The organism is Serratia plymuthica NBRC 102599 (assembly GCF_001590925.1).
Classification (GTDB): Bacteria; Pseudomonadota; Gammaproteobacteria; order Enterobacterales; family Enterobacteriaceae; genus Serratia; species Serratia plymuthica.
Genome location: NZ_BCTU01000019.1, coordinates 25675 through 50910, shown reverse-complemented (window position 1 = coordinate 50910; position 25236 = coordinate 25675). Strand labels below are relative to the sequence as shown.

The 25236-nt window shown below is 62.8% G+C and carries 4 protein-coding genes; all 4 read right to left on the bottom strand.

Features of this window, described 5'->3' with window-relative positions:
- Positions 1 to 10: 10 nt before the first annotated feature.
- The 4 genes from SPL01S_RS13230 to SPL01S_RS13215 are packed head-to-tail and all read right to left on the bottom strand — an operon-like array spanning position 11 to position 25189.
- On the bottom strand, positions 11 to 1549 hold the full coding sequence (locus SPL01S_RS13230; protein ID WP_063200424.1) for a condensation domain-containing protein: 1539 nt from the start codon (positions 1547 to 1549) through the stop codon (positions 11 to 13).
- A complete protein-coding gene (locus tag SPL01S_RS13225) occupies positions 1546 to 6141 on the bottom strand; it encodes a type I polyketide synthase (RefSeq protein ID WP_063200421.1) in 4596 nt (1531 codons plus the stop codon). Before SPL01S_RS13225 ends, SPL01S_RS13230 begins: the two co-directional genes overlap by 4 nt.
- Complete coding sequence (locus SPL01S_RS13220; RefSeq protein ID WP_232245976.1) at positions 6138 to 12680, bottom strand: non-ribosomal peptide synthetase; 6543 nt, start codon at positions 12678 to 12680, stop codon at positions 6138 to 6140. The genes SPL01S_RS13225 and SPL01S_RS13220 overlap by 4 nt, the downstream gene beginning before the upstream one ends.
- Positions 12680 to 25189, bottom strand: a complete 12510-nt coding sequence (locus tag SPL01S_RS13215) for a non-ribosomal peptide synthetase (RefSeq protein WP_063200415.1) — start codon at positions 25187 to 25189, stop codon at positions 12680 to 12682. The genes SPL01S_RS13220 and SPL01S_RS13215 overlap by 1 nt, the downstream gene beginning before the upstream one ends.
- Positions 25190 to 25236: the final 47 nt, after the last annotated feature.

Below are 25236 nucleotides of genomic sequence, written 5' to 3'. Positions count from 1 at the left end.
TTGTCCGTTATCAGGAGGCCGCAAACGCAACAGCACTAAGCTCCCGCTGCATCAGATTGATAAATTGTTCTATCCCGTCAGCGTTGAAGCAGCAGCAGGTGATATGTAAAACGGGTTTTCCCTCCGCCGAACTGGTGAGATAAATATTGATCGAGTCGTTCTCCCAGTTATCCGCCTCCTCTTGCTCATCCGCCGAATCAGGTTGCCGCCAGACGCTCAGGCGTAACGGATCATCCCCGCCGCTCGGCGCTTTCTGCCGAAATGCATCCTGGAGAATATTGATGTTGATGATCGGATCTGCGACACCGACGCTTTGCGGAACGCGCCGGAACAAGGCGCGCGGCGGCTGCGGCTCCATCAGCAGGAAATCGGCAAGAAAGCGCGGATAGAGGGCTGCACGCGGGCAGATCGCGGTATAGATCCCGCTGACGGCACGGATCAACAGCGTTAACAGACGCGGGCTGTTGCGCCAACGTTGTTCGGCCATCACGCCAACCGGCAAGCTCCACGGACAATCGATATGTTCGTAGGCGCGCAGCACCCTTTCCCGCACCTGGGCCAGCAGCGTGGGAAAGGTTGGCGCATCGTTCATATCCAGGGGGACAGGCATGACGCGAAGCAACGGCGCCATCAGCGACTCGCTCCCCGGCCGGTCACGCCCTTCCAGCACGGAATTCAACGCGAAACGCGATGCGCCGGTCATCTCGCGCACCACCCTGCCGATAAGCGCCAACAGCACCATCTGCAGGCTCACCTTATGCTGACGCGCCACGCTCTCCAGCCGTTCATAGCTGTCGGCCGGAAAAGAGACATAGCGGTCGCTGGCGTGCGCCTGCTGCTGATTGATATAGCACTGGGGAAAAGTGGCCCACGGATAGCCCTGCAAATGCCGGCGCCAGAAGCGTTGATCTTCGCTGCCATGACGACGATAGCGCGCCCGTTCACTGGCGATTAACGCAGTAAAGGGCATCTCTGCCTGTCCGGCTAACGGCAGCTTGTCTCCGCGCGCCAGCAGACGATAGCGCTGCCAGAGCTGCTGACAGAAGAGATGCACCGCCGCGCCATCAGCCACGATATGCGGAAAGCAGAGCACCAGAACGTGCTGCTGGGGTTGCAGGCGAAAAAGCTGAGCGCGCAGCAGCGGCGGCCGCTGGAGATCGAATGGCTCGGCGAGCAAACGACGCGCTACGTCCTTGACGTGTTGCTGCGCCTGCACCGGGGGCTCGCCGGTCAAATCGGCAAAGGGCAAATCGAAGCCGCCGACCGGCCGGATACGCTGCGTGGGCGCCCAGCGCGAAATGGCGCTGCGCAATATCGGGTGGTGGGCAATCAGGCCACTCAATACCCGCTCCAGCAACGCGGGCTGCAGTTCTCCCTCAATCTGAATACAGCTCTGGTTATTCGCCGTATCCCCGAGGGTGGCGGCAACAAACCAGAAGCAGTGCTGGGCATAACCCAGCGGATAGACGACGCCCTCCTGCGGTGCGGCGCTTGTCCACTCGTCGCCATAGTGGTTGCGTGCATGCTGAACGTCATTATGAACACTCATTTAGCCTCCTCCACCGCGGGCTGACGCTCCTGCAAACGCATAAGAACCTGCTCCGACAGCGCAGCCACTGTCGGGTGGTCATAGATAAAACCGACCGGCAGGGAAACATTCAGCCGTTGGCGAATCAGAGCGATGATCTGCACGGCCATCAGCGAATGGCCGTTCAGCTCGAAGAAATCATCCTCAATGCCAAGCGGTCCGATACCCATTTTTTCCTGCCAGGCTGCGGTGATTTGACGTTCGGTTTCATTGCGCGGCTCCAGATACTCGCTGCTGAGCGGCGGGCGCGGAAACAAGGCCGGCTGAAGCCTCTCTCCGTCCCGATCCTGCTGGGCGATATCCGTCTGCACATTCGCGTCGCTGTCGACCAGCGGCAGACCGCGGGTCGAGATCAGATAATGGCCGCCATTGCGCGCCAGCAGTTGCGTCAGCAACGTCCATCCCTCCTTGGGTGAAATGGCGTCACGCAACGTCTTCTCGCCGCTGTCGCCGTGCCACTGCCGCAGGCTGTCAACCGCCATGCCGACATCGCGCCAGGCATCCCAGCCGATGGCCAGATAACGGGTGCGCGCATCGCGCCGCTGGTGAGCGTTGAGCGCCCAGGCATCCTGCCAGGCATTAGCCGCACAGTACGCCACCTGGCCGACCGGCCCGACGAAAGCGGCCAGCGAAGAACAGACGACAAAAAAATCGGGCGCATGCTGGCGCAGGCAGGCTTCCAGCACGCGCGTCCCCTGCACCTTCGCCTGAAATACCCGCTGCGAATCGTCCGCCGAGCGGTTCTGGATCAAACCGCCGTCCGCCACGCCTGCGCAGTGGAATATGCCGTTAAGCGTGCCATAACGCTGGGTAAAAGCGGCGATACCGCGACTGACGCTGCGCTTATCGGCCAGGTCGGCACTGATCACCGTGACTTGGGCGCCGGCCTGCTGCAGTTGCTGCAAGAAAGCGATGCGTCGCGATTTGGCGTTGCTGGCATCATGCTGCGCCAGCCAGCTCTCCCACTCCGCTTCGGGCGGCAGCTCCCCACGGGCAATAAACAGCAGCCGGGCACGATGGCGGCGCGCCAAATTCTCGGCAATGGTGGAGCCTATGCCGCCGAATGCCCCGGTGATGAGGTAATTGCCGCCATCGCAGAAGCTAAACGGCGGTTCAGTCTGCTGCCCGCAATCCAGCTCCGTCAGCGGTGCGTAGCGCTGCGCGCCACGGAGCGCCACCATCGGAGACTCATCGGTGTGCTGCATCTCCGCCAGCAGCGTCGACAAAGCGCGGGTAGTCGCCAGCCCCCGGTAGCGCGACGGCGGGATGAAATCGATGCTTTTGCAACGAATCTGGCTGAACTCTTTCGGAATGATGCGGCTCGGGCCGATGATGAGCGCCTTACCCGGATCGATCTGCTCATCGCCTGCCAGCGCATGCAGATGATTGGACAGCACAAACAGATCCAACGGGGCGTCGTCATTTTCCGGGTGAAAATGGCGAGCGATATGCAGCAGCGATTCATAATGAAGGGTGGCGTTTTTTGCCGACAGCGCACGACTGCGCGTGATGCTCCAGCCGTGGATCAGCGCGTCCGGCGCCTGCTGCTGGCTGCGGAGATACTCTGCCAGCAGATGAAAATCCTGTGGACGCTGCGGATTGACGGTGGCGTTGCCGGATCTCAGGATACGGAAGCGTATTCCTTTACTGACGCGCCTGACGCGCGCGCCCTGATTTTCCAGCATGCGCGCGAGCCGTTTACCGCTGCCCAGCCGATCCATAAACAGAACCACCGTCCGTCCGCGCCAGGAATCCGGCGTTGACGACAGCGGCGGCAGTTGCTTCCAGCGTGACTGATAACACCATTGTGCCATCGGCAGACGCTCGCCGACCGCCGGGAGTGGCGCACTCTGGCTGTTGACCAATGACGCCAGCGTATAGCGCTGACGCTGAAACGCATAGCCGGGCAGCGGCACGCGTCGCCGCTGCTGATGTTGATAAAGACGCGGCCAGTCGACAGCCACGCCCTGACACCATAGCTCGCCCAGTGCCGCCAACAGCGTCTGCAGGCCGGCGCGCGGCTGCTTGACGCCGACGCCGCCGTTAAACACCCGGCGCCGGGCAGCGACACCGTCCAGTTGCATACGTGCAAGACCGGTGAGCGTACTGCCCGGCCCCACTTCCAGCAGCAGGTTTTGCGGTTCGTCCAGCAAGCGTTTTACCCCCTGACTGAAAGCCACCGGCTGACGCAACTGACTGACCCAATAGTCCGGAGAGGTCGCCTGCTCAGGGCGTATCCAATCGCCGGTGACGCAGGAAATAAACGGCAGCGCAGGTGGCGAGAGTGTGATGTCGTCAAAAGCACGTTCAAAATCCGCCAAGCAGCCCTCCATCATGGCGCTGTGAAAGGCGTGCGAGGTGTGCAGGGGTTTCGCCTCGACGCCGCGGGCATCCAGCAGAGCCTGTAGCGTTTCAATCGCCTCGCTTTCTCCTGAAGCCACGCAAAACTCCGGCGCGTTTTCGCTGGCCAGCGACACGCCATCCGGCAGCCAGCGCGCCAGCTCTGCGGCGCTCAGGCCAACCGCCAGCATTTTGCCCGGCGGCATCTCGTTCATCAGCGCCGCGCGGCGGACGACAATGCGCAGTCCGTCCTCCAGCGAAAATACGCCCGCCAGACAGGCGGCAACATATTCGCCAATGCTGTGCCCGATGCAGGCCGCAGGCGCCAGGCCCCAGGACATCAGCAGCCGGCTCAGCGCGTATTCCACCACGAACAGCGCAGGCTGGGTAAAACGCGTTTGATAAAGCGCCGAGAGCGAAGCATCGTCGGCGGCTTCAAACAGCAGCGGACGAATATCGCGTCCCAGCAGCGGTTTCAACAAACCGGCGCATTCATCCACCACATCCCGGAAAAACGGCTCCTGCTGATAGTGATCATGCATCATGCCCGCATACTGCGATCCCTGACCGCTGAACATAAAAATCGTCCGCGCATCCGCCATCGCCTTGCCCCCGTCGGGCAAGGCCAACCGGTGGGCCAGTTCCGCCCGCGCCTGCTGACGATCGCGACAGACCAGCGCGCAGCGATGGTTCATCTCCTCGCGTCCAACCTGCAACGTCCAGGCGATATCGGCCAGGGCTTCGCCCTCCGATTCGTTCTCCTCTGCGGATGACAACCATGCCTGCATACGCGCCATCCCGTCGCGCAGCGCCGCCGCCGAACGCGCCGAGAAACAGAGCAACTGCTGCGGGCGTCCCGGCCCGGAGGGGGCGACAAAGCGCGACTCCTCAAGCACCATATGCACGTTGGTGCCGCCGATGCCGAAGGCGCTGGCCCCGGCGCGACGCGGCCGGTCGCTGGACCAGGGTTCCCCCTGTTGCGGGATATAAAACGCCGATCCCCGCAGGTCGATCTCGGTATTCAGCCGGGAAAAATTCACCGCCGGCGGCAGATAGCGATGCATCAGCATATGCGCCACTTTGATCACGCCGGTGACGCCCGCCGCAGAATCGAGATGGCCAACGTTCGCTTTGACCGAGGCGACCGCACAGCGATGATCCGGCCCCCGCTGTTTGCCGTAAGCATTCAGCAGCGCCTTTAACTCAATGGGATCGCCAAGCCGCGTGGCCGTGCCGTGCGCTTCAATATAGCCGATGCTTTCCGGGGCCACGTCTGCCGCGACCAGCGCGCGCCGCAGCACCTCGGTTTGACCGTTGATCGACGGCGCTGTAAAGCCCGGTTTGCTGGAGCCGTCGTTGTTGACTGCCGAGCCTTTAATGATGGCGTATATTCTGTCGCCGCCATCAAGAGCATCCTGCAACCGCTTCAGCACCACCGCGCCGACGCCATCGCCCGCCACCGTGCCGCTGGCATCGGCGTCGAAGCTGCGGCAGCGTCCGTCGTGCGATAAAATTCCGCTGTTTTCATAGCGGTAGCCGCTTTTTAACGGGAAGCCGACGTGCACGCCGCCACCCAGCGCCATATCGCACTCGCCCGCCAGCAGCGACTGGCAGGCGGCGTGCAGCGCCAACAGCGAACTGGAACAGGCGGCTCCGATGGTCATCGCCGGGCCACGCAGGTTGAGCTTGTAAGCAACACGGGTGGATAACAGATCGTTATTATTGCCCGACAACAGACCGTCCAGCGCCACATGCCGCTGGATATCGGGATGACGCAGCAGATAACTCATGGCGTAGCTGCTGTTGGACGCGCTGGCGAAAACGCCAATCTGTCCGGGAAATTTCCCCGGCGCATAACCGGCATGTTCCAGCGCCAGCCACGCCGTTTCCAGAAACAGCCGCTGCTGCGGATCCATCGCCTGCGCTTCGCGCGGCGAGTAGCCGAAGAAAGCGGCGTCGAACGCCTCGGCATCCTCCAGCAACGCCGCCCGGCGCACAAAGTCCGGCTGTTCGCGTTCAGCGTGCGGCGTACCGGCCTCATCCAGTTCCTCATCGCTCAGTTCGCGTATCGCTTCAACCCCTGCGGCAATGTTTCGCCAGAAAGCCTCAATATCTGCCGCGCCGGGAAACGACCCCGCCATACCCACAATCGCGATCTCAAAACCGTGCAGGGATTGAGGAAGTGCGTCCTTTAACATCTCCGCATTGCTCATTGTTTACCGCTCCTTCTTTGCTGCAAGCCGGCAAGACGGCTGCGGCCGGCATTCACCTGTAACTGAATGGCATCAAGGCTGGCGTCGGGCTGCCGCTGGCCGCCGTTGATGTAATCCGCCAGTTGCTGAATGGTCGGGTAGTTAAGCAAGTCAACGATGCTCACCCCGCTATAGCCCAGCGCGGCAAGCCGCAGGTGCGCACGCGCCAGCAGCAACGAATCGCCGCCCAGGTCAAAAAAGTTCTCCTGCTGATTTGGCGCGGCCACGCCCAGCACCCTGCTCCAGACCTGCTGTATCGCTTTTGCCGTGGGATCGGTGAGTTCCACCGGAGCCGCGTCGGTCGGCACGGGTTGGCGATCTTCCGCGCGCAGGCGGGAGGTATCCAGCTTGCCGTTGGCCGTCAGCGGCAACGCATCCAGCACCTGGAAGCGGGCCGGAACCATATAGCGCGGAAGATGCTGGAGTAGCCAGGTGCGCAGCGCAGCGGCATCGAAAGCACGTTCCGGCTGCATCACCAGCCAAGCGACAATGCGTTTGCCTCTGGGCTCCTCCACCACCTGCACCGCAGCCCGTTCAATGTCAGGGTGGCGACCGATCGTCGCTTCGATCTCGCCCGTCTCGATACGAAAACCGCGGATCTTGCACTGATCGTCAATCCGCCCCAAAAATTCGATCGCCCCGTCGGCCAGGAAACGGGCGCGATCGCCCGTGCGATAAAGGCGCTCGGATCGTTCCGGATCGAAAGGATTCGCGATAAAACGCTGCTGGTAGAGTTCGGGCTGATTGAGGTACTCCAGCGCCAGACCCGGCCCACCGATATAGAGCTCGCCAGGCGTGCCGAGAGGCGTCGGCTGCATGAAGGCGTCCAGAATCCAGGCAATGTTTCCCTCATTGGGCCTGCCGATTGGCACGCTGCCGTTTTCGGTCGCGCGATAATGCCAACTGGTGGTGAAGGTGGTGTTTTCAGTCGGACCGTAGCCATTGATCAGCGTCAGCGCCGGATAGAGCCCGCTGATGCGGGCGGCATGACGCAGCGACATCGCCTCGCCACCGCTTATCACCTGGCGGACTTCACGCAATGCCTGCGGGCATTCATCGACAATCAGGTTAAACAGCGACGTGGTGAGAAACAGGCTCTCTACCCGTTGCCCGACCAGCAAGGTCTCCAGTTGCGGTATCGCCACCGGGCCCTGCGGATAGATGACGATGGTGCCCCCGTTCAGCAGCGGTCCCCAGATTTCCAGCGTAGACGCGTCAAAGCTCACGGCGGCCAGCATCAAAAAGCGGCGGCAATGGGTGAAATCGAGATAGCCGACCTCTTTCACCAGGCGAATCACCCCCTGCTGAGCGATAAGCACCCCTTTGGCTTTGCCGGTCGAACCGGAGGTGTACATCACGTACAGAGGAAGGGAACTCTCCCCTCGCGCGACAGCAAAAGGCATCGCCGGGGCATCGCTCTGGCTCAGTTCCTTCTCCGTCAACTGCGGCACGCCGGTCTCTGCCGCCAGCGCCCTTTCCGGTTGGTGCGCGATCAGCAGGCAACAGCGCGCATCCGTTATCTGCTCCACCAGACGCGCATGCGGATCTTCCGGATTGAGCGGCAGATAAACCGCCTCCAGTTTGCTGAGCGCCAACACTGAAACAATCAGGCCGACGCTGCGGCCCAGATAGAGCGCTACGCGGCTGCCGCGCGTCACGCCGCGCTGCGCCAGCAAGGACGCCCACCGGTCTGACTGCCGGTCCAGTTCGCGATAGCTCAGGCGCTGGGTTTCCCATTCTACCGCATCGGCATCGGGCTGCTGCGCCACCTGACGGGCGAACAGCGTCGCCAGGGTTTCTGTACCGGCGTAGCCTGCCGGCCCGCGCGTAAATGCGGCCAACTGCCGCTGCTGCTCTGCGGGAACAAAATCGACGGCAAGGTGCAATGCCTGCGGCTCTGCCGCCATCGCGCCAAGGACGCGTTGGTAGCAGGCCGCCATTTGCTCCACCTGCTCCCGGCTCAGCAGCCTGGCGTTATAATCCAGCTGGACGCTCACCTGATTGCTGGCCAGCGCTGAAGAGAGCGTTTTGTGCTGGAAATGAGCATTCAGGGTAAAGTGCGTCCCCTCATGGACATCCTGCACATTCAGCTTATCCACCACGGCCAATCCCAGCGCCGGCGTCATCTGATCGTAAATATGGAAATCCATATAGTTGAACAGCACCTCATCCAGCAACGGCTGAGGGCCAAAGTGGCGCTGAATTTCGGCAAGGGGATAGCAGCGATGAGGGATCGCCGCACATTCGTTGGCGAAGGTTTGACGAATCACTTCCGCCCAGCTTTGCGCGCCCAGCACCTGGCGGAACGGCAAAATATTGAGATAGAGGCCGTAGAGCCAATCGCCGCCCTCCGCCTCCGGACGACCATTGGTCGGAATGCCGGTCAGGATATCCGGTTCACCGCTGAACACGCTCATCACTTTGATATGGGCTGCCAACAGCACGCTTTTTAGCGGCACGCCCAGTTGCTGCATCAATTGGCGCATCCCCTGATAAACCGTATCGTCGAGCGTAAACGAGAGCGATTTCAGGCGCGGCGCAACTCCCGGCGTCGCCTCCTGCGCCTGATGAGGCAGCCTGAGAAGGGTGCAATCCGCCAGAGTTTGCTGCCAGTAACGGCGCTGCGCATCGTCCCGGATGGCGGCCTGTTCCTGAACGATAAAGTCGCGGTACTCCTGCTGCGGCTTGAACGGCGGCTGCCACTGGCTGCCACCGGTCAGCACGGCATAACGGTTAAACACCTCAACGATCATGGTGTGATAGCTCCAGCCATCGAATACCGGGTGGCATTCGGTCATGGTGAACTGGAAGCTTTGCGGGGAACGCAGTTGAATGAAGAAACGCAGCAACGTCGGTCTGTGCAAATCGAACGGTGTATGGCGTTCTTCATCCAACAGGGCTCTGATACGCTCCTCCTGCCGTTGCTTGTCGAGATGGCGCAGATCCTCCACTACGATCGGCAACTCTGCCTGCGGCCAGACTAACTGCAACGGCTGGCTGTAGCGTGCGAAATCAAACCCGGTTCGCAACACATCGTGAGCCGCCACCGTCTCCGCCACCGCCCGGCTAAAAGCCGCTTCGTCGAAGGCGGCGTTGATACGCAAGTGCGAGGTGCCGGTACAGTGGTAAACGTTGGCGTCCGGCGTCAGGTTCATATGGTAAAACATGCCCGCCTGCATACGGCTCAGCGGATAGGCGTCAATCACCTCCGGCGGTAACAGCTCGCGATCTTCCTGCGTGATCTGGCTGAATGGCGCAGCGGTTATCGGCCCGCCGACGCCCTGCCCGCTGCCGGCGTCCAGTAACGCCGCCAGTTCGGCCACGGTCTGATGCTGGAACAGATTGACCAGCGTCAGCGCCAACCCCCGTTCGCGCCCGCGTCCGACAACCTGGACTCCGCGCAACGAATCGCCGCCCAGCGAAAAGAAGTTGTCATAAACGCCGATGTCATCCACCTTCAGCACGTCGCGCCAGAGCGCCAGCAGCGCCGCCTCGGTCTCGGTGCGCGCCGCCTGATAGTCGCTCGCCAACTGCGGACGAAGCGCCTGCGGATCCGGCAACGCGCGCCGGTCCAGCTTGCCGTTCGCCGTTAGCGGCAACGCCTCCATAAACACAAAGGCGGAGGGCAGCATGTAATCCGGCAGCGTGCGGCGCAGCCCATTGCGCAGCGTTTCCACCTTGAGACCGTTTTCACGCGTGGCGACCCAGGCAATCAGACGCATCTGACGATCGGCGCTGTCCGCACGGGCAATCACCACCGCTTGATCCACGCCATCCAGCCGCTGCAGCGCCGCTTCAATCTCTCCCGGCTCAATGCGAAAACCCCGTATTTTGACCTGATGATCGGCGCGCCCCAGATACTCCAGCGAACCGTCGCGACGTCGACGCGCCAAGTCGCCGCTGCGATAGAGACGCGCACCATCGTCATCGCCGCTACCCAGCAGCTCGGCTTTATTCAAAAACCGCTCGCGAGTCAGTTCGGGACGATTCAGGTAGCCGCGCGCGACCCCGGCGCCACCGACATACATTTCGCCCACCACGCCGGGCGGCACCGGCCGCCGCTGCGCATCCAGCAGATAGATTTCAAGGTCGTCCAGCGGCTCGCCGATGGGGCTTTTGCCCCCCTGTCGCGCGTCCGCCAACGTGATGCGCCGCCAGGTGACGTGCACCGTGGTTTCGGTAATGCCGTACATATTGATAATCTGCGGCGCATCTTCGCCATATTTCGCCAGCCAGCCGAGCAGCGTCGCCGGTTCCAGCGCTTCACCGCCCATAATCACGTAGCGCAGCGACAGCGGTGCCGCGTCCGGGGCCGTCGCATCGGCGGCGATAAACTGCGCAAAGGCGGAAGGGGTCTGGTTAAGCACGGTCACTCGCTCATCGCTTACCCACTGCCGGAACTGTTCCGGGGAGCGGCTGACCCAGTACGGCACCACGCTGAGCTGACCGCCATACAGCAATGCGCCCCAGATTTCCCAGACGGAGAAATCAAAGGCGCTGGAGTGGAACAGCGTCCATATGTCATGCTCGCTGAAGGCAAAATGGCGCTCGCCGGCAGCAAACAAGCGCATAACGTTGGCATGAGGGATTTCCACGCCTTTCGGCGTGCCGGTAGAGCCTGAGGTGTAGATGACATAGGCGAGCGCATCGGGCGTAACCGGCCGATCGGGATTGGTCTCCGGCATCGTCTGGATCAAGCCGCTTTCGCAATCGGTGCACAGATAATCGACCTCGCAGCCCTCAAACAGCGACTGATGCGCCGAGACGCCGATCACCTGACGAACCCCGGCGTCCTCGACGTAGAAGCGGACGCGCTCCGCCCCGTGGCCACTGTCAATGGGGAGATAGGCCATCCCCGCCTTCAGCACCGCCAGAATGGCGATCGGCAAGGCTTCGTCGCGATCCATGCAGATCCCGACCAGATCGCCGCCTTGTGCCGGACGATCCTGCATGCCCAGCAGCAGGTAGTGCGCCAGCTGATTCGCCCGCGCGTTCAACTGCTGATAGGTCAGCCCGCGTCCCCCGCCCGTTCCGACAGCTACGGCATCTGGATAGCGCTGCGCCTGATATTCGAAACGCTGATGCAACGCCTGGCTGACCGGGTGTTTATGGGGGCGTTCGCTGAGCAGATCGCGCGCGGTGATGCAGGGGTAGCACTCCAGCCGCTGGGTGTCATCCTGGGCCACTTCACCGAGCAGGAACAGGAAATCCGCTTCCAACTGGGCGATGGTGGCGTCATCAAACAGATCGCTGCTGTACTCGAAGGCACCCTGTAGCTGCCGGCCTCGGCTCTCCATCGACAACGTCAGATCAAATTTTGCCTGTTCACCGGCCAGAGAATGCTGCTTAACCTGTAGGCCATCGAACGTCCAGCCCTGCTGCCCACTCTCATCAAAGGAAAACATCACCTGGAACAGCGGCGAGTAGCTGAGATCGCGCGTTGGATTAAGGGTTTCAACCAGCCGATCGAAGCTCACCTGCTGATGCTCCAGCGCTTCGACCACCGTGCGGAAAACGCTTTGCTGCAAGGCGGTGAAGCTCTCTTCCGGATCGATCTGGATGCGGTAAACCAGCGTATTGACGAAGAAGCCCACCACGCCTTCCAGCTCAAGCCGCCCACGCCCGGATACCGGCGAGCCGATGGCCAGGTCGCGCTGTCCGCTATAACGATGCAAAATCAACGAGAAGGCGCTAAGCAACAGCGAATAAAGCGTGCTGTTGCGTGCGCGGGCGCGTTCACCCAGCGTTTGCGCCAGCGCCGGCGGCAGCGAGAAGAAGCGGGTTTTTCCGCGCAGGCTGAGCCGATTTGGCCGTGGGCGATCGCAGGGCAAATCTATCGGTTCAAGGTTACGCAGTTTTTCGCGCCACCAGTCCAGGGAGCGGGCGACGTCATCCCCCTCCTGCTGCTGATGCTGCCATTCGGAATAATCGATGTACTGAATGTCAAGCGGGGGCAGATCCGCCGCCAGTCCCTGACGCCGGGCGTTGTAGCAGGAAGCCAACTCGCGGCTGATAATGCCGGCCGACCAGCCATCGGAAATAATATGATGCAACACGATAAGCAGCATATGGTGACAGGCGCCGCGGCGGAACAGCACGAAACGCGACAGCGGCGCCTGCTGTAAATTGAACGGGCGTTCGCTCGCCGCATTCAGCTGCGCCTGCAACGCCGCTTCATCCGCCGCGACCCAATCCACCTTCTCCAGCGGCAGCGTCATGGTGTCATGACAGCGCTGAAAGAGCGCCTCATCCTGCCAGACAAAATCGGTGCGGAAAGATTCATGGCGCGCCACCAGGTCATTCACGCTCTGCTGCAGCGCCGTTTCGTCCAGCTCCCCTTCCAGCTCCAGTAACGTGCTGATGTGATAAATTGCTGAATCATGTCCCAGTTGTTCATGCAGCCACAGACGCTTTTGCGCCAGCGATGCCCTGAACTGGAAATGGTTTTCCTGCATGTCGCCTCCGGTAAATTGCGGTTTATCGTATTCTGGGTTGTGCATCACAATGGCCTCTCCTGTCGGCGCGACACGCGGGTGATGGCCCGCTCTTCCGATATCGGCGTCGTCCGTTGTGCCAGTACCGCCGCTAACTGCCGGACGGTCTGATGGTTAAGCAGATCGGTCAGGGAGACCCTGACATTAAGTTGATTTTCAAGTCGCGCGGCGACCCTCAGGGCGTGCAGCGAATGCCCACCCAGCGCGAAAAAGTTCTGGTCGCAGCTGACCGGCCCGCAGCGTAAGATTTCTCCCCAGGTAGCCTGAATGGCGCTCTCCAGCGGCGTAGCGGGGGCCAGCAGCTCGGTATGTTGCGGACGAACGGGCAGAGGCAGAGCGCCATAGTCCACTTTCCCGTTCGACGTCAGCGGCAGCGCGGGCAGCACCAGGATCGCGCCCGGGATCATGTACCCAGGCAGCGTCAGCGCCAGAAACGCACGCAGCGCCTCGCTCTCCATCCCCGCCTGCTGCGGCACGACCCAGGCCGCCAGTTGCGCATCTTCCTGCGTGCGCCCGGGCAGCAGGGCGACGGCACTCTGCAGCACCTGAGGATGACGCATCAGCTGCGCCTCAATCTCACCCGGCTCGATACGGTAGCCACGCACTTTGAGCTGGCGATCGCAGCGGCCGAAATACATCAGTTCGCCGTTCGGCATCAGGCCGACCCGATCGCCTGTGCGGTAGGCGCGTACGGCTTCCCCGGCCAAATCCAGCGTAATGAATTTTTCCTCGGTCAAATCAGGCCGGTTCCAGTACCCCCGCGCCAGCCCGGCGCCGGCGATATACAGCTCACCCTCCGCTCCCGGCGGCGTCGGCGACCGATCCTCGTTCAGTACCAGCAGGCGGGTATTGGCGATAGGCAGACCAATCGCCATTGCGCCCTGACGATCGCGCGCCGCATCCGCCAAATGGACGCAGCAGCCCACCACGGTTTCCGTCGGACCATATTCGTTGTATATGCGAGTGTCGGGCGCCTCCCGCAGCCAGCGCTGCACGGTTTCGCAATTGAGGGCTTCGCCCCCGACGACGAGCGCGCTGACGCGCCTTTTCGCCGCGGGATCCAGTTGCTCCTGCAACAGCGCGAGATGGACAGGGGTGATTTTCAGCAGTTGTTCCGCAGAAGAGGTGCTCAGGTGGCGCGCCATGGCCTGCAAATCGCCCTCACCGGGGATGGCGACGAGGGTGCCGCCCGTCAGCAGCGGCAGCCAGAGGCTGGTCAGGGTCGCGTCAAAGCTCACCGACGAATGGAACAGGCTCTGCATACCGGCACGTAGCTGATAGCGTCGGCACGCATCGAGGAGATAATTCATCAGGCTGCGGTGCTCAATCATGACGCCTTTCGGCCTGCCGGTTGAGCCGGAGGTATACAGGATATAAGCCAGTGAGTTCCCCTGGCTGACCTCCGGCGGCAAAGGCAGATCGGGCGAGGCTTCGTCAACCAGCAGCAGAGGCTGATCGGACGGCAGCGCACCCGCCAGGGTCTGCTGGGTGAGGGTCAGCGGGCACTGGCTGTCGGACAGCAGATAACGGACGCGTTCGGCAGGGCTGGCGGCGTCGATCGGCACATAGCAAAGGCCGATGCGGCTGGCGGCAAGCATCGCCGCGACATACGCCACGCCGCGAGGCAAAAACAGCGCGACGCGATCCCCGGCGCGCAGTCCGCGCTGATGCAGACGGGCGCTGATCTGCTCGGCACGCTGCCGCAAGCTGTCATAGGTCAGGCTCAGCTCGCCTTCAATCACCGCGATATGGTCGCCCATGGCTGCGGCGCGCTGGGCAAACAGCGCGTAAACGCCGCCCGCAGGCAGCGGCAGAACCGGCCCTTGCAGCCCTTTGAGCAGAGCCGCATTTCCCGAGGCGTCCAGCAGAGAGATCTCCGACAGCCGCCGGTCATCCGCGTCTATCCATTGCTGCAATATATGCAGCAGGTGCTGCGTCAACTGGCCGGCTGTGTGCGGAGAGTAAAGCCCGTCGTCATACACCAGCGCCCCGCTCAGGGCCGTGCCAAACGAAGCCACCAGCGTTAACGGATAGTTGGTGCTCTCCTGGGCCGCCGTGAAACTGAATAGCCCGTTATTCTCCTGCTGCGGGTAGTTCTCAAAGACCACCAGGGTATCAAACAGCGTCGGCCAACCGGCCAGCCCGCAACTGTGCTTCAGCTCCGCCAGCGAAATGTCGCTAAAGCGCTCATTTTCCAGTTGCTGACGCTGGAGCGCATGCAGCCAGTCGACCACGCGAACGTCCGGCTGGACGCTCGCCCGCATCGGCACCGTGCCGATAAGCAAACCGACCATGCGCTCAATACCGCTGAGATCGGCATGGCGACCAGAAAGGGTGACGCCGAACAGGCTCTCCGTCGAACCGCTGTAGCGTTGCAGCAGCAGCGCCCAGGCGCCCTGCACCAGCGTACTGATGGTCAGGCGATGACGGCGACCAAAGCTGGCCAGTTGCGCGGAAAGGGCGACATCCAGTTGAAAATCCTGCCGCTGGCGTTGCTGAGACGGCGTACGCCCCGGATAAGCGGCCGGCAACGGCGTCGCGGTGCTGAGGCCGGCCAGCCGTTGCTGCCAGTGCGCCTGGCTGCCGGCGCGGGAACGGCGCAGCCACTGGATATAGTGCCTGAATGCCGGTGCCGAAGACGGCGGCGGTGTCTGATGATAGGCCGCAGCCACCTGCGCCAGCAGCAGGGTCACCGACCAGCCGTCCAGAATGGCGTGGTGATGGCTGAACAGCATCTGCACGCTATCCTGCGCGAGCAGCACGGTGATGCGGAACAGCGGCCCCTGATGCAGATCGAACCCCTGCTCCCGGTCCGCACGCCACAGCGCCGTGATGTCCTCCTCCTGCGGCGAGCGATAATCCACCACGCGCCAGGCGTCAGGCATCTGCTGATGCACCAGTTGCAGCGGCCCGACTTCGGCGTTCAGATCGAAGGTGGTACGCAGCGCCGGGCAGGCGGCGATCACCTGCGTCCACGCCTGTTGCAGGCGAGCAAGATCGACCCCGCGCGCAAGATCAAAACAGATCTGCTCGTGATAGAGCCTTGCATCGCTGTCGGCCAGCGAATGGTAAAGCATCCCCTCCTGAGTCGGCGTAAGAGGATAAATATCCACAATCTGCGAATGACGCTGCTGCAGTTGCAACAGCGATGCCCGGCTCAGGCCTGCGAGAGGAAAATCGGACGGCGTCCAGGTCGTGCGCGCTTGCGCCTGGCAGTGGGCGATCAGCGCATCGAGATGCTTTTTCATCGCGTCCGTCTGCGCGGCGATGGTCTCCGCCCGCCAACTGTTCGGGTTGTAGCTCCAGACGATGACCAGTTCGCCCTCATCGATGTAGCTGTCCACCTCCAGCGCCCAACCACGACGGTTTTCCGGCGCATAACGGTGCACCATCAGCAGATCGGCCACGCCGCTCAGCGGAGGCTGATGGAAATCGCCGTCGAACTGCCCAAGATAATTGAAGCAGACCTCCGCTGCCTGTGCCGCGGCGTCATACAGCATGCCGTAACCCACGCCGCCGTGGGGCACCCGACGCTGCGCCTCTTTGACGTCCTGGATCAGATCTCCCCACGATCCCGTCGACGGCAATTGCAGCAGGATCGGGTAAATAGCGGTAAACCAGCCCACAGTACGGCTGACATCCGGCGCATCCGGCTCGTCATCGCGCCCGTGCCCTTCGAAATCGATACGCAGTTGGCGGCTGCCGGTCCATTCGCTTAGCGTCTGCGCCAGCGCCGCCAGCAGCAGATCGCCGACATGGGTGTGATAAGCCCGCCCGGTTTGACGCACCAACGCCTGGGTGGCCGCGCGATCCAGCGTAATCTGAACCTTGCGCATTTCTCCCGTACGGCCAGGCAGCGCACGCGTGCCGCTGTCTACCGGAATAGCGGCGCCGGCATGCCGCTGCGTTTCCCAATAGCGGTGCTCATCGGCAGCCGAAACGGGATCGACGACCTGCTGCAACCATGCGCCCCATTCCGCCAGCGAAGCCGTCGCCGGCTCGCAGGGCAGTGCTTCGCCCCGTGCCAGCGCCTGATACGCACGGCTGAGATCGCTGATAATAATGCGCCAGGAGACGCCATCCACCACCAGGTGGTGAACGCTTAACAGCAGGTAATCGGCGGATGCCGCACGGATAACATCGGCGCTGAACACCGGCCCTTGGGCAATGTCCAGCTGCGACTGCCGCGCTCCGGCCCAGGCGATAACCGCCGCCTCGTCGTCGTGAGGCGCGCCAAGGCGCGTTTCACGCAGCAGCGGTGCGTCCGTCAGGGCGGCGATAGTGGCCGGCGCATCGGCTGCGCTGAAGCGGGCGCGCAATCCTTCATGCTGCTGCAAAACCCCGCGCAGCGCCCGTTCCAGCTGCGGCAAATTGACCTGCGCGTCCAACCGCCAGAGGTAAGATTGGTTGTAGTGATGTGCGTTTTCCGAGCCCAGCGCGAAGAACCAGCGCTGGGCAGGCAGCAACTTATAAGCCTGCATGGGCGGGCGTGCTTGCGTCGGCGCGGATGCCAGTGGCTCCACCACGCTGGCGAGGCTGGCGATCGTCGGATAATCAAACAGCATACGCGCCTGAACGCGCAGCCCCGCCTCGCGAGCGAGGAAGACGATTTGCAGACTAAGAATGGAGTCGCCGCCCAGGGCAAAGAAGTCGTCATCCATCCCTGGCGTTTCGCCTCCCAGCACCTTTTGCCAGATAGCCGCCAGTTGCCGCTCCGTCTCACTCTCCGCCGCCCGGAAGCAGAGCGCGACCGTCACCGGCAGCGGTTGTGCGGCCAGCCAGGCGCGATCGACTTTACCGTTGCCGGTCAGGGGAATGGACGGCAGCAATAGCCACTGGGTCGGGCGCATGATTTCCGGCAGACGGCGCGCTATCTGCTGACGCACGCTATCCAGCGTTGCCGCCCCCTTGGCCAGGGCCACATAGGCCACCAGGTGAGGACGCCCGTTGACCTGACGAATACCTGTCGCAGCCTGACTGACGCCCTCGCACGCGACCAGTTGCGCTTCAACCTCTTCGAGCTCAATGCGGTGCCCACGCAGCTTCACCTGATTATCCCGGCGGCCGAGATAGAGCAGATTGCCATCCGGCAACCAGCGGGCCAGATCGCCGGTACGGTAGAGCCGCTCGCCGGGTTCGGCGGCAAAGGGATCGTCAATAAAACGGCTGGCGGTCAGTTCCGGGCGGTTAAAATAGCCCAGCGCCACACCCGCCCCGCCGATATAGATCTCCCCTACGCCCCCCGGCGGCGTCAGTTGCCGGTGTTCATCCAGCAGGAAAATGCGCATATTGGCAATCGGCCGCCCAATCGGAACCGCGCCCGAGACGGCGCATTCGCCCGCAGCCAGCGCATAGACGCAGCACCCGACGGTGGTTTCCGTCGGCCCATATTCATTCACGATCGAGACCTGAGGCGCATGTTCACGCCAGAAGCGCACTGCGGCGCCCGCCAGGTTTTCGCCGCCGATGACCAGCGTTGCCGCATGGCCGGCCGCCGCAGGGGGAATCTGCTGGCTGAGCAGTTCAAGATGAGAAGGCGTTATCTTCGCCATTGTCATGCCGGAAAGTTGCTTCCAGGCCGACACCAGCGCGGGGACATCCTCTTCATCGGGCAGAATAAACAGCGTTTTACCGCTCAACAGCGGCAGGAACAGGCTGGTCAGAGTGGCATCGAACGAGATGGAGGCGTGCAGCGTGTTGCCGCGTCCCTGCGCGCAATCGTAGTTATCGCAGGCATGCTGCAGGTAATTGGCGAGCGCGCGATGGGGAATGACCACGCCTTTCGGCGCGCCGGTGGTGCCGGAGGTATAGAGCACATAAGCGGGATCGTCCGCAACGGCGCCCTGCGCCGGGTCAGCCATGCCGACGTCGCCGTCTGTCGTCATCTCCGGCGTCAACAACATCGTCTGCTGCTCGGTCAGTTCCAGCCGCAGAGCCTGTTCGCGCGTGGTGATGACGCGCGCCACGCGTGCATCGTCGAGCATGTAACGGATGCGCTCCGCCGGATAAGCGATATCCACCGGCACCCAGGCCGCCCCGCTTTTGACCGTCGCGAGGATCGCGCAGACCAGCGCAGGGGAACGCGGCAGCAGCACCGCCACGCGCGCGCCAGGCCCGATATCCAGCCCCGCCAGCAGATGCGCCAACCGATTGGCCTGCTGATTGAGCTGCTGATAACTCATCTGCCGTTCGCCCCAGGCCAACGCCGTGGCCTGCGGAGTCGCCCGCGCCTGCTGTTCGAAACGTTGTTGCAACAGCGGCGCAGCCGCACGGTGTGGACCTGCGCTGAGGGTATCGAGCAAATGGCGGTGCTCTGCCTCCGACAGCATATCCAGCCGACAGGCAGGCAACTGCGGCCGACGGCTCAAACTCGCCAGCAGGCGACCGTAGGACGCGGCAAGAGCCTCGATAGCCTCGGCGCTATAGAGCGACGGGCGATACTCAATATTCAGCGTCAACTGCGTCGCCGTTTCCTGCACAAACAGCGTCAGATCAAACTTGGCGTCCGGCGCGTTGAGTGTCTGGCTACTGAGCCGCGCTTCGGCCCCCTCTCTGCGCTCATCCGGTGAGGCGTTATAAACGAACATAATGCGGAACAACGGGGACGTAGCGCGCCCCTCCGCCGGCAATACCGCATTAACCACCTGCTCGAAGGGCGTCTCTTTATGAGCCAGCGCTTCACGCAGCGCCGCCTCGCTGGCGGCAAGAAAAGTGGCGAAAGGCTGGCTGGTGTCCAGGGTCTGACGAAACGCCAGCGTATTGAGCAGCAACCCCGGCAGACTTTGCAAGGTGTCGCTGTCGCGCAGCGACACCGGCAGGCCGATAGTTAAATCGTTTTCGCCGCTGTAACGCTGCAGCAGCAGTTGGAACGTCGACAGCAGCAGGGTAAACAGCGTGGTGTCCTGCTGCCGCGCCAGTTGGCGCAGCGCTTCGGTCAGCGGCAGGGGCAACGTCAACGTCTGATAAGCCGCCCGCCAGTCCGTTTCATCGGGCTGCGGACGCTGCGGCAGGGCGATGACCGGCGGTGGCGTAAGGAACACTTCGCGCCACCAATCAAGCCCCTCCTGATGCGAGGTGCTGCGTTCCCACGCGGCATACTGCAAATAGCTGACGGCAGGCGCGGTGCATGTCGCCTGCGGATCGTCAATCAACAGTGTCAGACTCTGGTCTATCAGCGACAGCGTGTGTTCATCGACCAGAAGGTGATGTACGCAGAAGATCAGCGCGCTCTGTCCCTGCAGGGAATGGATAAAGCACAGACGATAGAGCGGCGCCGCGAGCAGCGTAAAGGGCTCGCTCATCAGCGCGGCCGCGCGCTGTTGCACACGGGCGTGCCACGCGTCATCGTCGACGCCTTCAGCCGTAAACTCAACGGGAGCGTCAGACCAATACTGATGGGGTACGGCGCCGTCGGCGCGCAGGCGGGTATTCAGCAAGGGGAAATGACGGAACAGCGCGTCCAGCGCCGCGCTCAGGCGCTCGGGGGTCACCGTCGGCGCGGTAAAGGTTTTGATTTCCCCCGTAATGTAGCTGTTGCCGTCGGGATGAAGCTGCTCAAGGAACCAGATACGCTGCTGAGCGAAACTCAGCGGCGCCTCTTTCAGCGCCGGCTGCCTGCACAGCGCGCTGTCCGCCTGGGTTTCTCCTGCGCAGAGCGCCAACTGGCGCGGAGTGCGACGGGTAAAGATGTCGCTGACGCGCAAATGCAGTTGGTGCTCAGCGGCCAGCAGCGCCACTGCCCGCGCCGCCAGTAGCGAATGTCCGCCCAGCGCGAAGAAGGAGTCGTCGCGGCCGATGCCCTCGATCCCCAGCACCCGGCTCCAGACGGCGGCAATCGCCTGCTCCGCCCGGCCCTTCGGCGCCTCGCCTGGCGCGTTCGCCACGGCATCGGGTTGCGGCGTCGGAAAACGCTTACGATCGATTTTATTGTTCGGCAGGCGAGGAAACGCGGTCATCAATACATAGCAGGCGGGGCACATGAACTCCGGCAGCGTGGCGGCCAGCCAGGCATGCAACTGAGCCCGATCCGGCTGCTGCCCCGCATGCGGCAACACATAAGCGACGACGGCGCTGGCGGCCAGGTAATCCTCGCGCACCAGGGTGACCGCATCCGCCACGGCGGGATGGCGACGCAACGCGGTCTCAATCTCGCCCAGCTCAACGCGATAACCACGGATTTTCACCTGGTTATCGATGCGTCCCAGGTAATCAATATTGCCGTCGCTGCGATAGCAGGCGAGGTCGCCGGTGAGATAGAGCCGCGCCTCAGGCGTCGCGCTGAAGGGATCGGCGATAAAGCGATCGGCGGTCAGAGCGGGCTGGTTCAAATAGCCCTGTGAAACGCCGACGCCGCCAATACACAGCTCTCCGACGACGCCCACGGGAAGCGGCTCACGGAACTCATCCAGGATCCATACCTGGGTGTTATGCACCGGGCGGCCAATATGCACACGGCTGTCGGCCGGCGTCAGCTCGGCATTGGTAGCGCTGACGGTCGTTTCCGTGGGGCCATAAGAGTTAATGAAACGGCGGTTTTTGCCCCATTTTTGCAGCAGATCGAGTCCGCAGGCTTCGCCCGCCACGATCAGCACGCGCAGATCCGGCAACGGAGCCTCCGGTAATGCCGCCAGCGCCGAGGCCGGCAGCGTGACGTGACTGACTCGGCGCTGCTCCAGTTGCTCCAGCAGATCCGGTCCGGGCAGCAGCGAGAGGCGCGGCGCCATCAGCAACGTACAGCCGGAGCACAGGGTCATGACGATTTCCCAGACCGACGTATCGAAGCTGAACGAAGCAAACTGCAACACCCGGCCAGGGGGCTGCATATCCAACAGCGCCACTTCGGTTTCCGCCAGATTACACACGCCGCGATGACGAATGGGCACGCCCTTAGGCTGGCCCGTGGAGCCGGAGGTATAGATGATATAGGCGGTGTTGTCGGCGCCGGCGCGCGGCGCCGGGGCCAGGGTCGGCAAGCCGTTCAACTGCGGCTCCAGCGCTTCGACAGTGAACAGCGTTATGTGCTGCGCGGCACGGGTGAAGCGGTCGACAAACTGCGCCTGCGTCAGCATCAACTGCAGCCCGGAATCGGCAATCACATAATCGCTGCGCTCCTGCGGGTAGTCCGGATCGATCGGGACATAGACGCCGCCCGCCTTAAGGATGGCCAGGAAGCCAATCACCAGCGAAAGCGAACGCTCGATACACAGCCCGACCGCGACGTCCACCCCAACCCCCTGCGCGATGAGCCAGTGGGCGAGCTGGTTGGCGCGCGCGTCCAGTTCGCGATAACTCAGCACCTCATCGAGAAACTCCAACGCAGGCGCGTCCGGCGTGCGCGCCACCTGCCGCTCGAACATCTGATGAATGCCGATATCGCTGCTGAAAGGTTGCGCCGTCTGGTTCCACTGCCGGATTTGCCGACGCTCCGCTTCGGAAAGCAGCGGCAGACGCCCCACCGCCTCTTCGCTGTCCGCGATGCAGTGCTCGACAAAAGTCGTAAAGTTGGCCGCCATACGGGCAATGGTGTCCGGCAGGAAGCGATCGTCGGCATATTCAAACTGGCCTGCGATGCCCGCCTCGTCGGGCCACATCTCCAGCGTCAGTTCATAAGTGGCGCTGCCGCGATCCACCGCCTGCAACGCCGAGACGCTGCTCTGGCCCAGGCGGGTTGCCGCATCCGGTTTCTGCTGCCAGACGAACAGCGTCTGAAACAGCGGGGAAATGCCCGGATGACGCGCCTCCTCCAGCGCCGTAAGCACCTGACCAAACGGCAAATCCTGATGGGCAACGGCCGCGATAAAGCCGGCGGCAACCTGCCGCATCAACCGGCTAAACGGCTGATGCAAATCCACGGTCTGACGCAACGCCACCACATTGAACAACAGGCCGAATGCCTGCTCGTTATCCAGCGCATGGCGTGAGCTGATCGGCGTACCTATCGTCAGATCCTGCTGGCGGGTATAGCGCGCCATAAAAGCGGTGTAGGCCGTCAATAACGCCACGTAAGGCGTAACGCCGTGACGCACAGCCAGCGCCGCCAGCGCATCTGCGGTCGCCTGGGCCAAGTGGAAAGGAATACGGCCGCCGCAGTAGCTGCGCACCGCCGGGACGGGAAAATCATAAGGCAGCTGCAGCAACGGCAGCGGCCCCGCCAGTTGCTGTCGCCACCAGGCTCGCAGCGCTTCGCCTCGCGGCCCCGCGCTACGCTGCTGCTGGCGGCGTGCGTGGACTGTCTGGCAGGAGGTCGCTGCAACCGGCGTCAGCGTTTTGCCCGCCAGCAGACGGCCATAATCCGCCAACATCTGTCGCCACAGCAGCGCCACGGACTCCGCATCCGCGATAATGTGATGACACACCAGAGCGATAAGCGTCCGGTGCGGCTGCACCTGCGCACAAGCGATGCGCAACAGCGGCGCCTGAGCAAGATTGAACGGTCGCGCGGCTAACTGTGCCAACCAACCCTCCGCCGCTCCCCGCGCTTCACTGCCTTGCGCGCCAAAATCCTGCCGGTCGATATCCACGACAACCTGTTCGGCGATCTGCGCCGTCACGCCGTCTTGATACGGGGTAAAGCGGGTCCGCAGCGCGTCATGACGACGCAGCGCCTGATTCAACGCCTGCTGCAACAGCTCAATGTTCAGCGGCCCCTGCCATTCGGCACGGTAGGCCAACTGCCATACGGGCGATTCGGGAGCCTGTTGCTGAATTAACCACATGCCCTGCTGCTCATCGCTGAGCGTGACGCTGCTTTGCGTCTGCACGCTATCTTGCTCGGCCTGGCGCAGCGCTTGTGCGCAGCCCGCCAGCGTCGGTTGCGCCAGCAGAGCGGCGAACTCAAGCTCCCGGTCCAGTTCGGCGCGCACGCAGGCGATCATGCGCATCGCCAGCAGGGAATTCCCGCCGAGGGCGAAAAAGTCGTCATCGCGCCCGACCGCGTTCACCGGCAGCAGACGCTGCCAGATCGCCGCCAGCTTCTGCTCCTCACCGGCGTGGGGCTGCTGCGCCGCGGCCAGCGGGGCGCTTCGGCGCGGCGCAGGCTGAGGCAGCGCTTTGCGGTCAAGCTTGCCGTTAGGCAGGCGGGGAAAGAGCTCGAGGATGCTGAAATCGGTCGGCAACAGCGCGGCGGGCAACGACGCGGCCAGATAGTCGCGCAGCTCGGTTGACGCCTGATTCAGTTCGCTTTTCAGGGTAATGAACGCCACCCGTTGCTGCGACTGCGCAAAGGCGACGACAGCAGCCTGCTGCACCGCCGGATGGCGCTCTAGCAGCGTTTCAATTTCTGCCGTCTCCACGCGCTGTCCGTTGATCTTCAACTGAAAATCGTTGCGCCCCAGCAGTTCCAGATCGCCGGTGGCCGTCAGGCGACCCACGTCGCCCGTACGGTACATTTTCGTGCCGCGCTCGTCGGTGAAAAAGGCGTCGGAGGCGGCGGGCTGCCGATAACCGGCGCTCATCCACGGCGTAATAATGATGACCTCACCGCTTTCGCCATCGGCGACAGGATTGCCGCTTTCATCAATCACGCTGATGCTCGCGCCGGGAATGGGCCGCCCTACGGGCACGCCCGCGCGCGCGGCATCGGCCGGCGTTACGCGATAAAACAGCTTAGCCAGCGTGGTTTCCGTCGGGCCGTAAAGGTTGAGGAGCTGGGCGTTTGCCGGGCCGTTCTGATAAAAGCGCGCCACCAGCGAACCTTTCAGCATCTCGCCCGCCAGCAGCACATAGCGCACATCGTGCAGCCGCTGCGCCGCATCGGGATACTCCAGCAAAACCTGCAGCAACGAGGGGATCTGGTGGGTGACGGTAATCCGCTGCGCCTGCATCCAGGCCAGCAGCGCGGCGGGCGTGTGGATCAGTTCGCGGGACGGCGGAATACACAGGGTGGCGCCATTGAGCAAAGGCAGCAGCATGTCGCGCAAAAAAGGATCGAACATCTGCGACGTCAGCATACTGACGCGATCGTCCGGCGTGATAGCCAGTTCCCGGCTCTCCCACTCGATAAAATGCAGCAGGCTGTCACTGCGCCCCAGCACCGCTTTGGGTATGCCGGTGGAGCCGGAAGTGAAATAGACGTAGGCCAACGGCTGCGTTCGCGTCGGCGCTAAGGGAAGGGGCTCGCCGGTGGACAGCGCGGGCACGCCCAGCTCATCCACCTCGACAACGTTCAGCCGGTCGGTAAGATGGCGAACCGAAGCCAGCCCGTGCGACGTCGAGATCAACCGCGCATCGGGGAACTGCGCCAACAGGGTTTCCAGTCGCTGCCGAGGCAACGTCGGCGATAAAGGAACAAATGCCTGCCCCGCATGCATAATCGCGAGCGCCGCCGTCACCAGCGCGGCCCCTTCCTCCAACAGCACCAGCGTAAAGGGGCTACCCGGCTGCCGACGCAGCGCGGCGCTCAATGCGGTGACCCGTTGCAATAGCTGTTGATAGGTTACCCGCGTTTCGCCCTGACTAATGGCGACCTGCTGCGGATCACGATTTACAGACTGCTCAAATACTGCGGAAACAGACATTTGCCATCCTTCCTTTGCTTTTCTTGACGGGGATAACGGTAAAAGGG

Bases quoted from the DNA above. Each gene is read 5' to 3' on its own strand.
- SPL01S_RS13220 (WP_232245976.1), bottom strand. From the start codon at position 12,680: ATGCACAACCCAGAATACGATAAACCGCAATTTACCGGAGGCGACATG.
- SPL01S_RS13225 (WP_063200421.1), bottom strand. From the start codon at position 6,141: ATGAGCAATGCGGAGATGTTAAAGGACGCACTTCCTCAATCCCTGCAC.
- SPL01S_RS13215 (WP_063200415.1), bottom strand. From the start codon at position 25,189: ATGTCTGTTTCCGCAGTATTTGAGCAGTCTGTAAATCGTGATCCGCAG.
- SPL01S_RS13230 (WP_063200424.1), bottom strand. From the start codon at position 1,549: ATGAGTGTTCATAATGACGTTCAGCATGCACGCAACCACTATGGCGAC.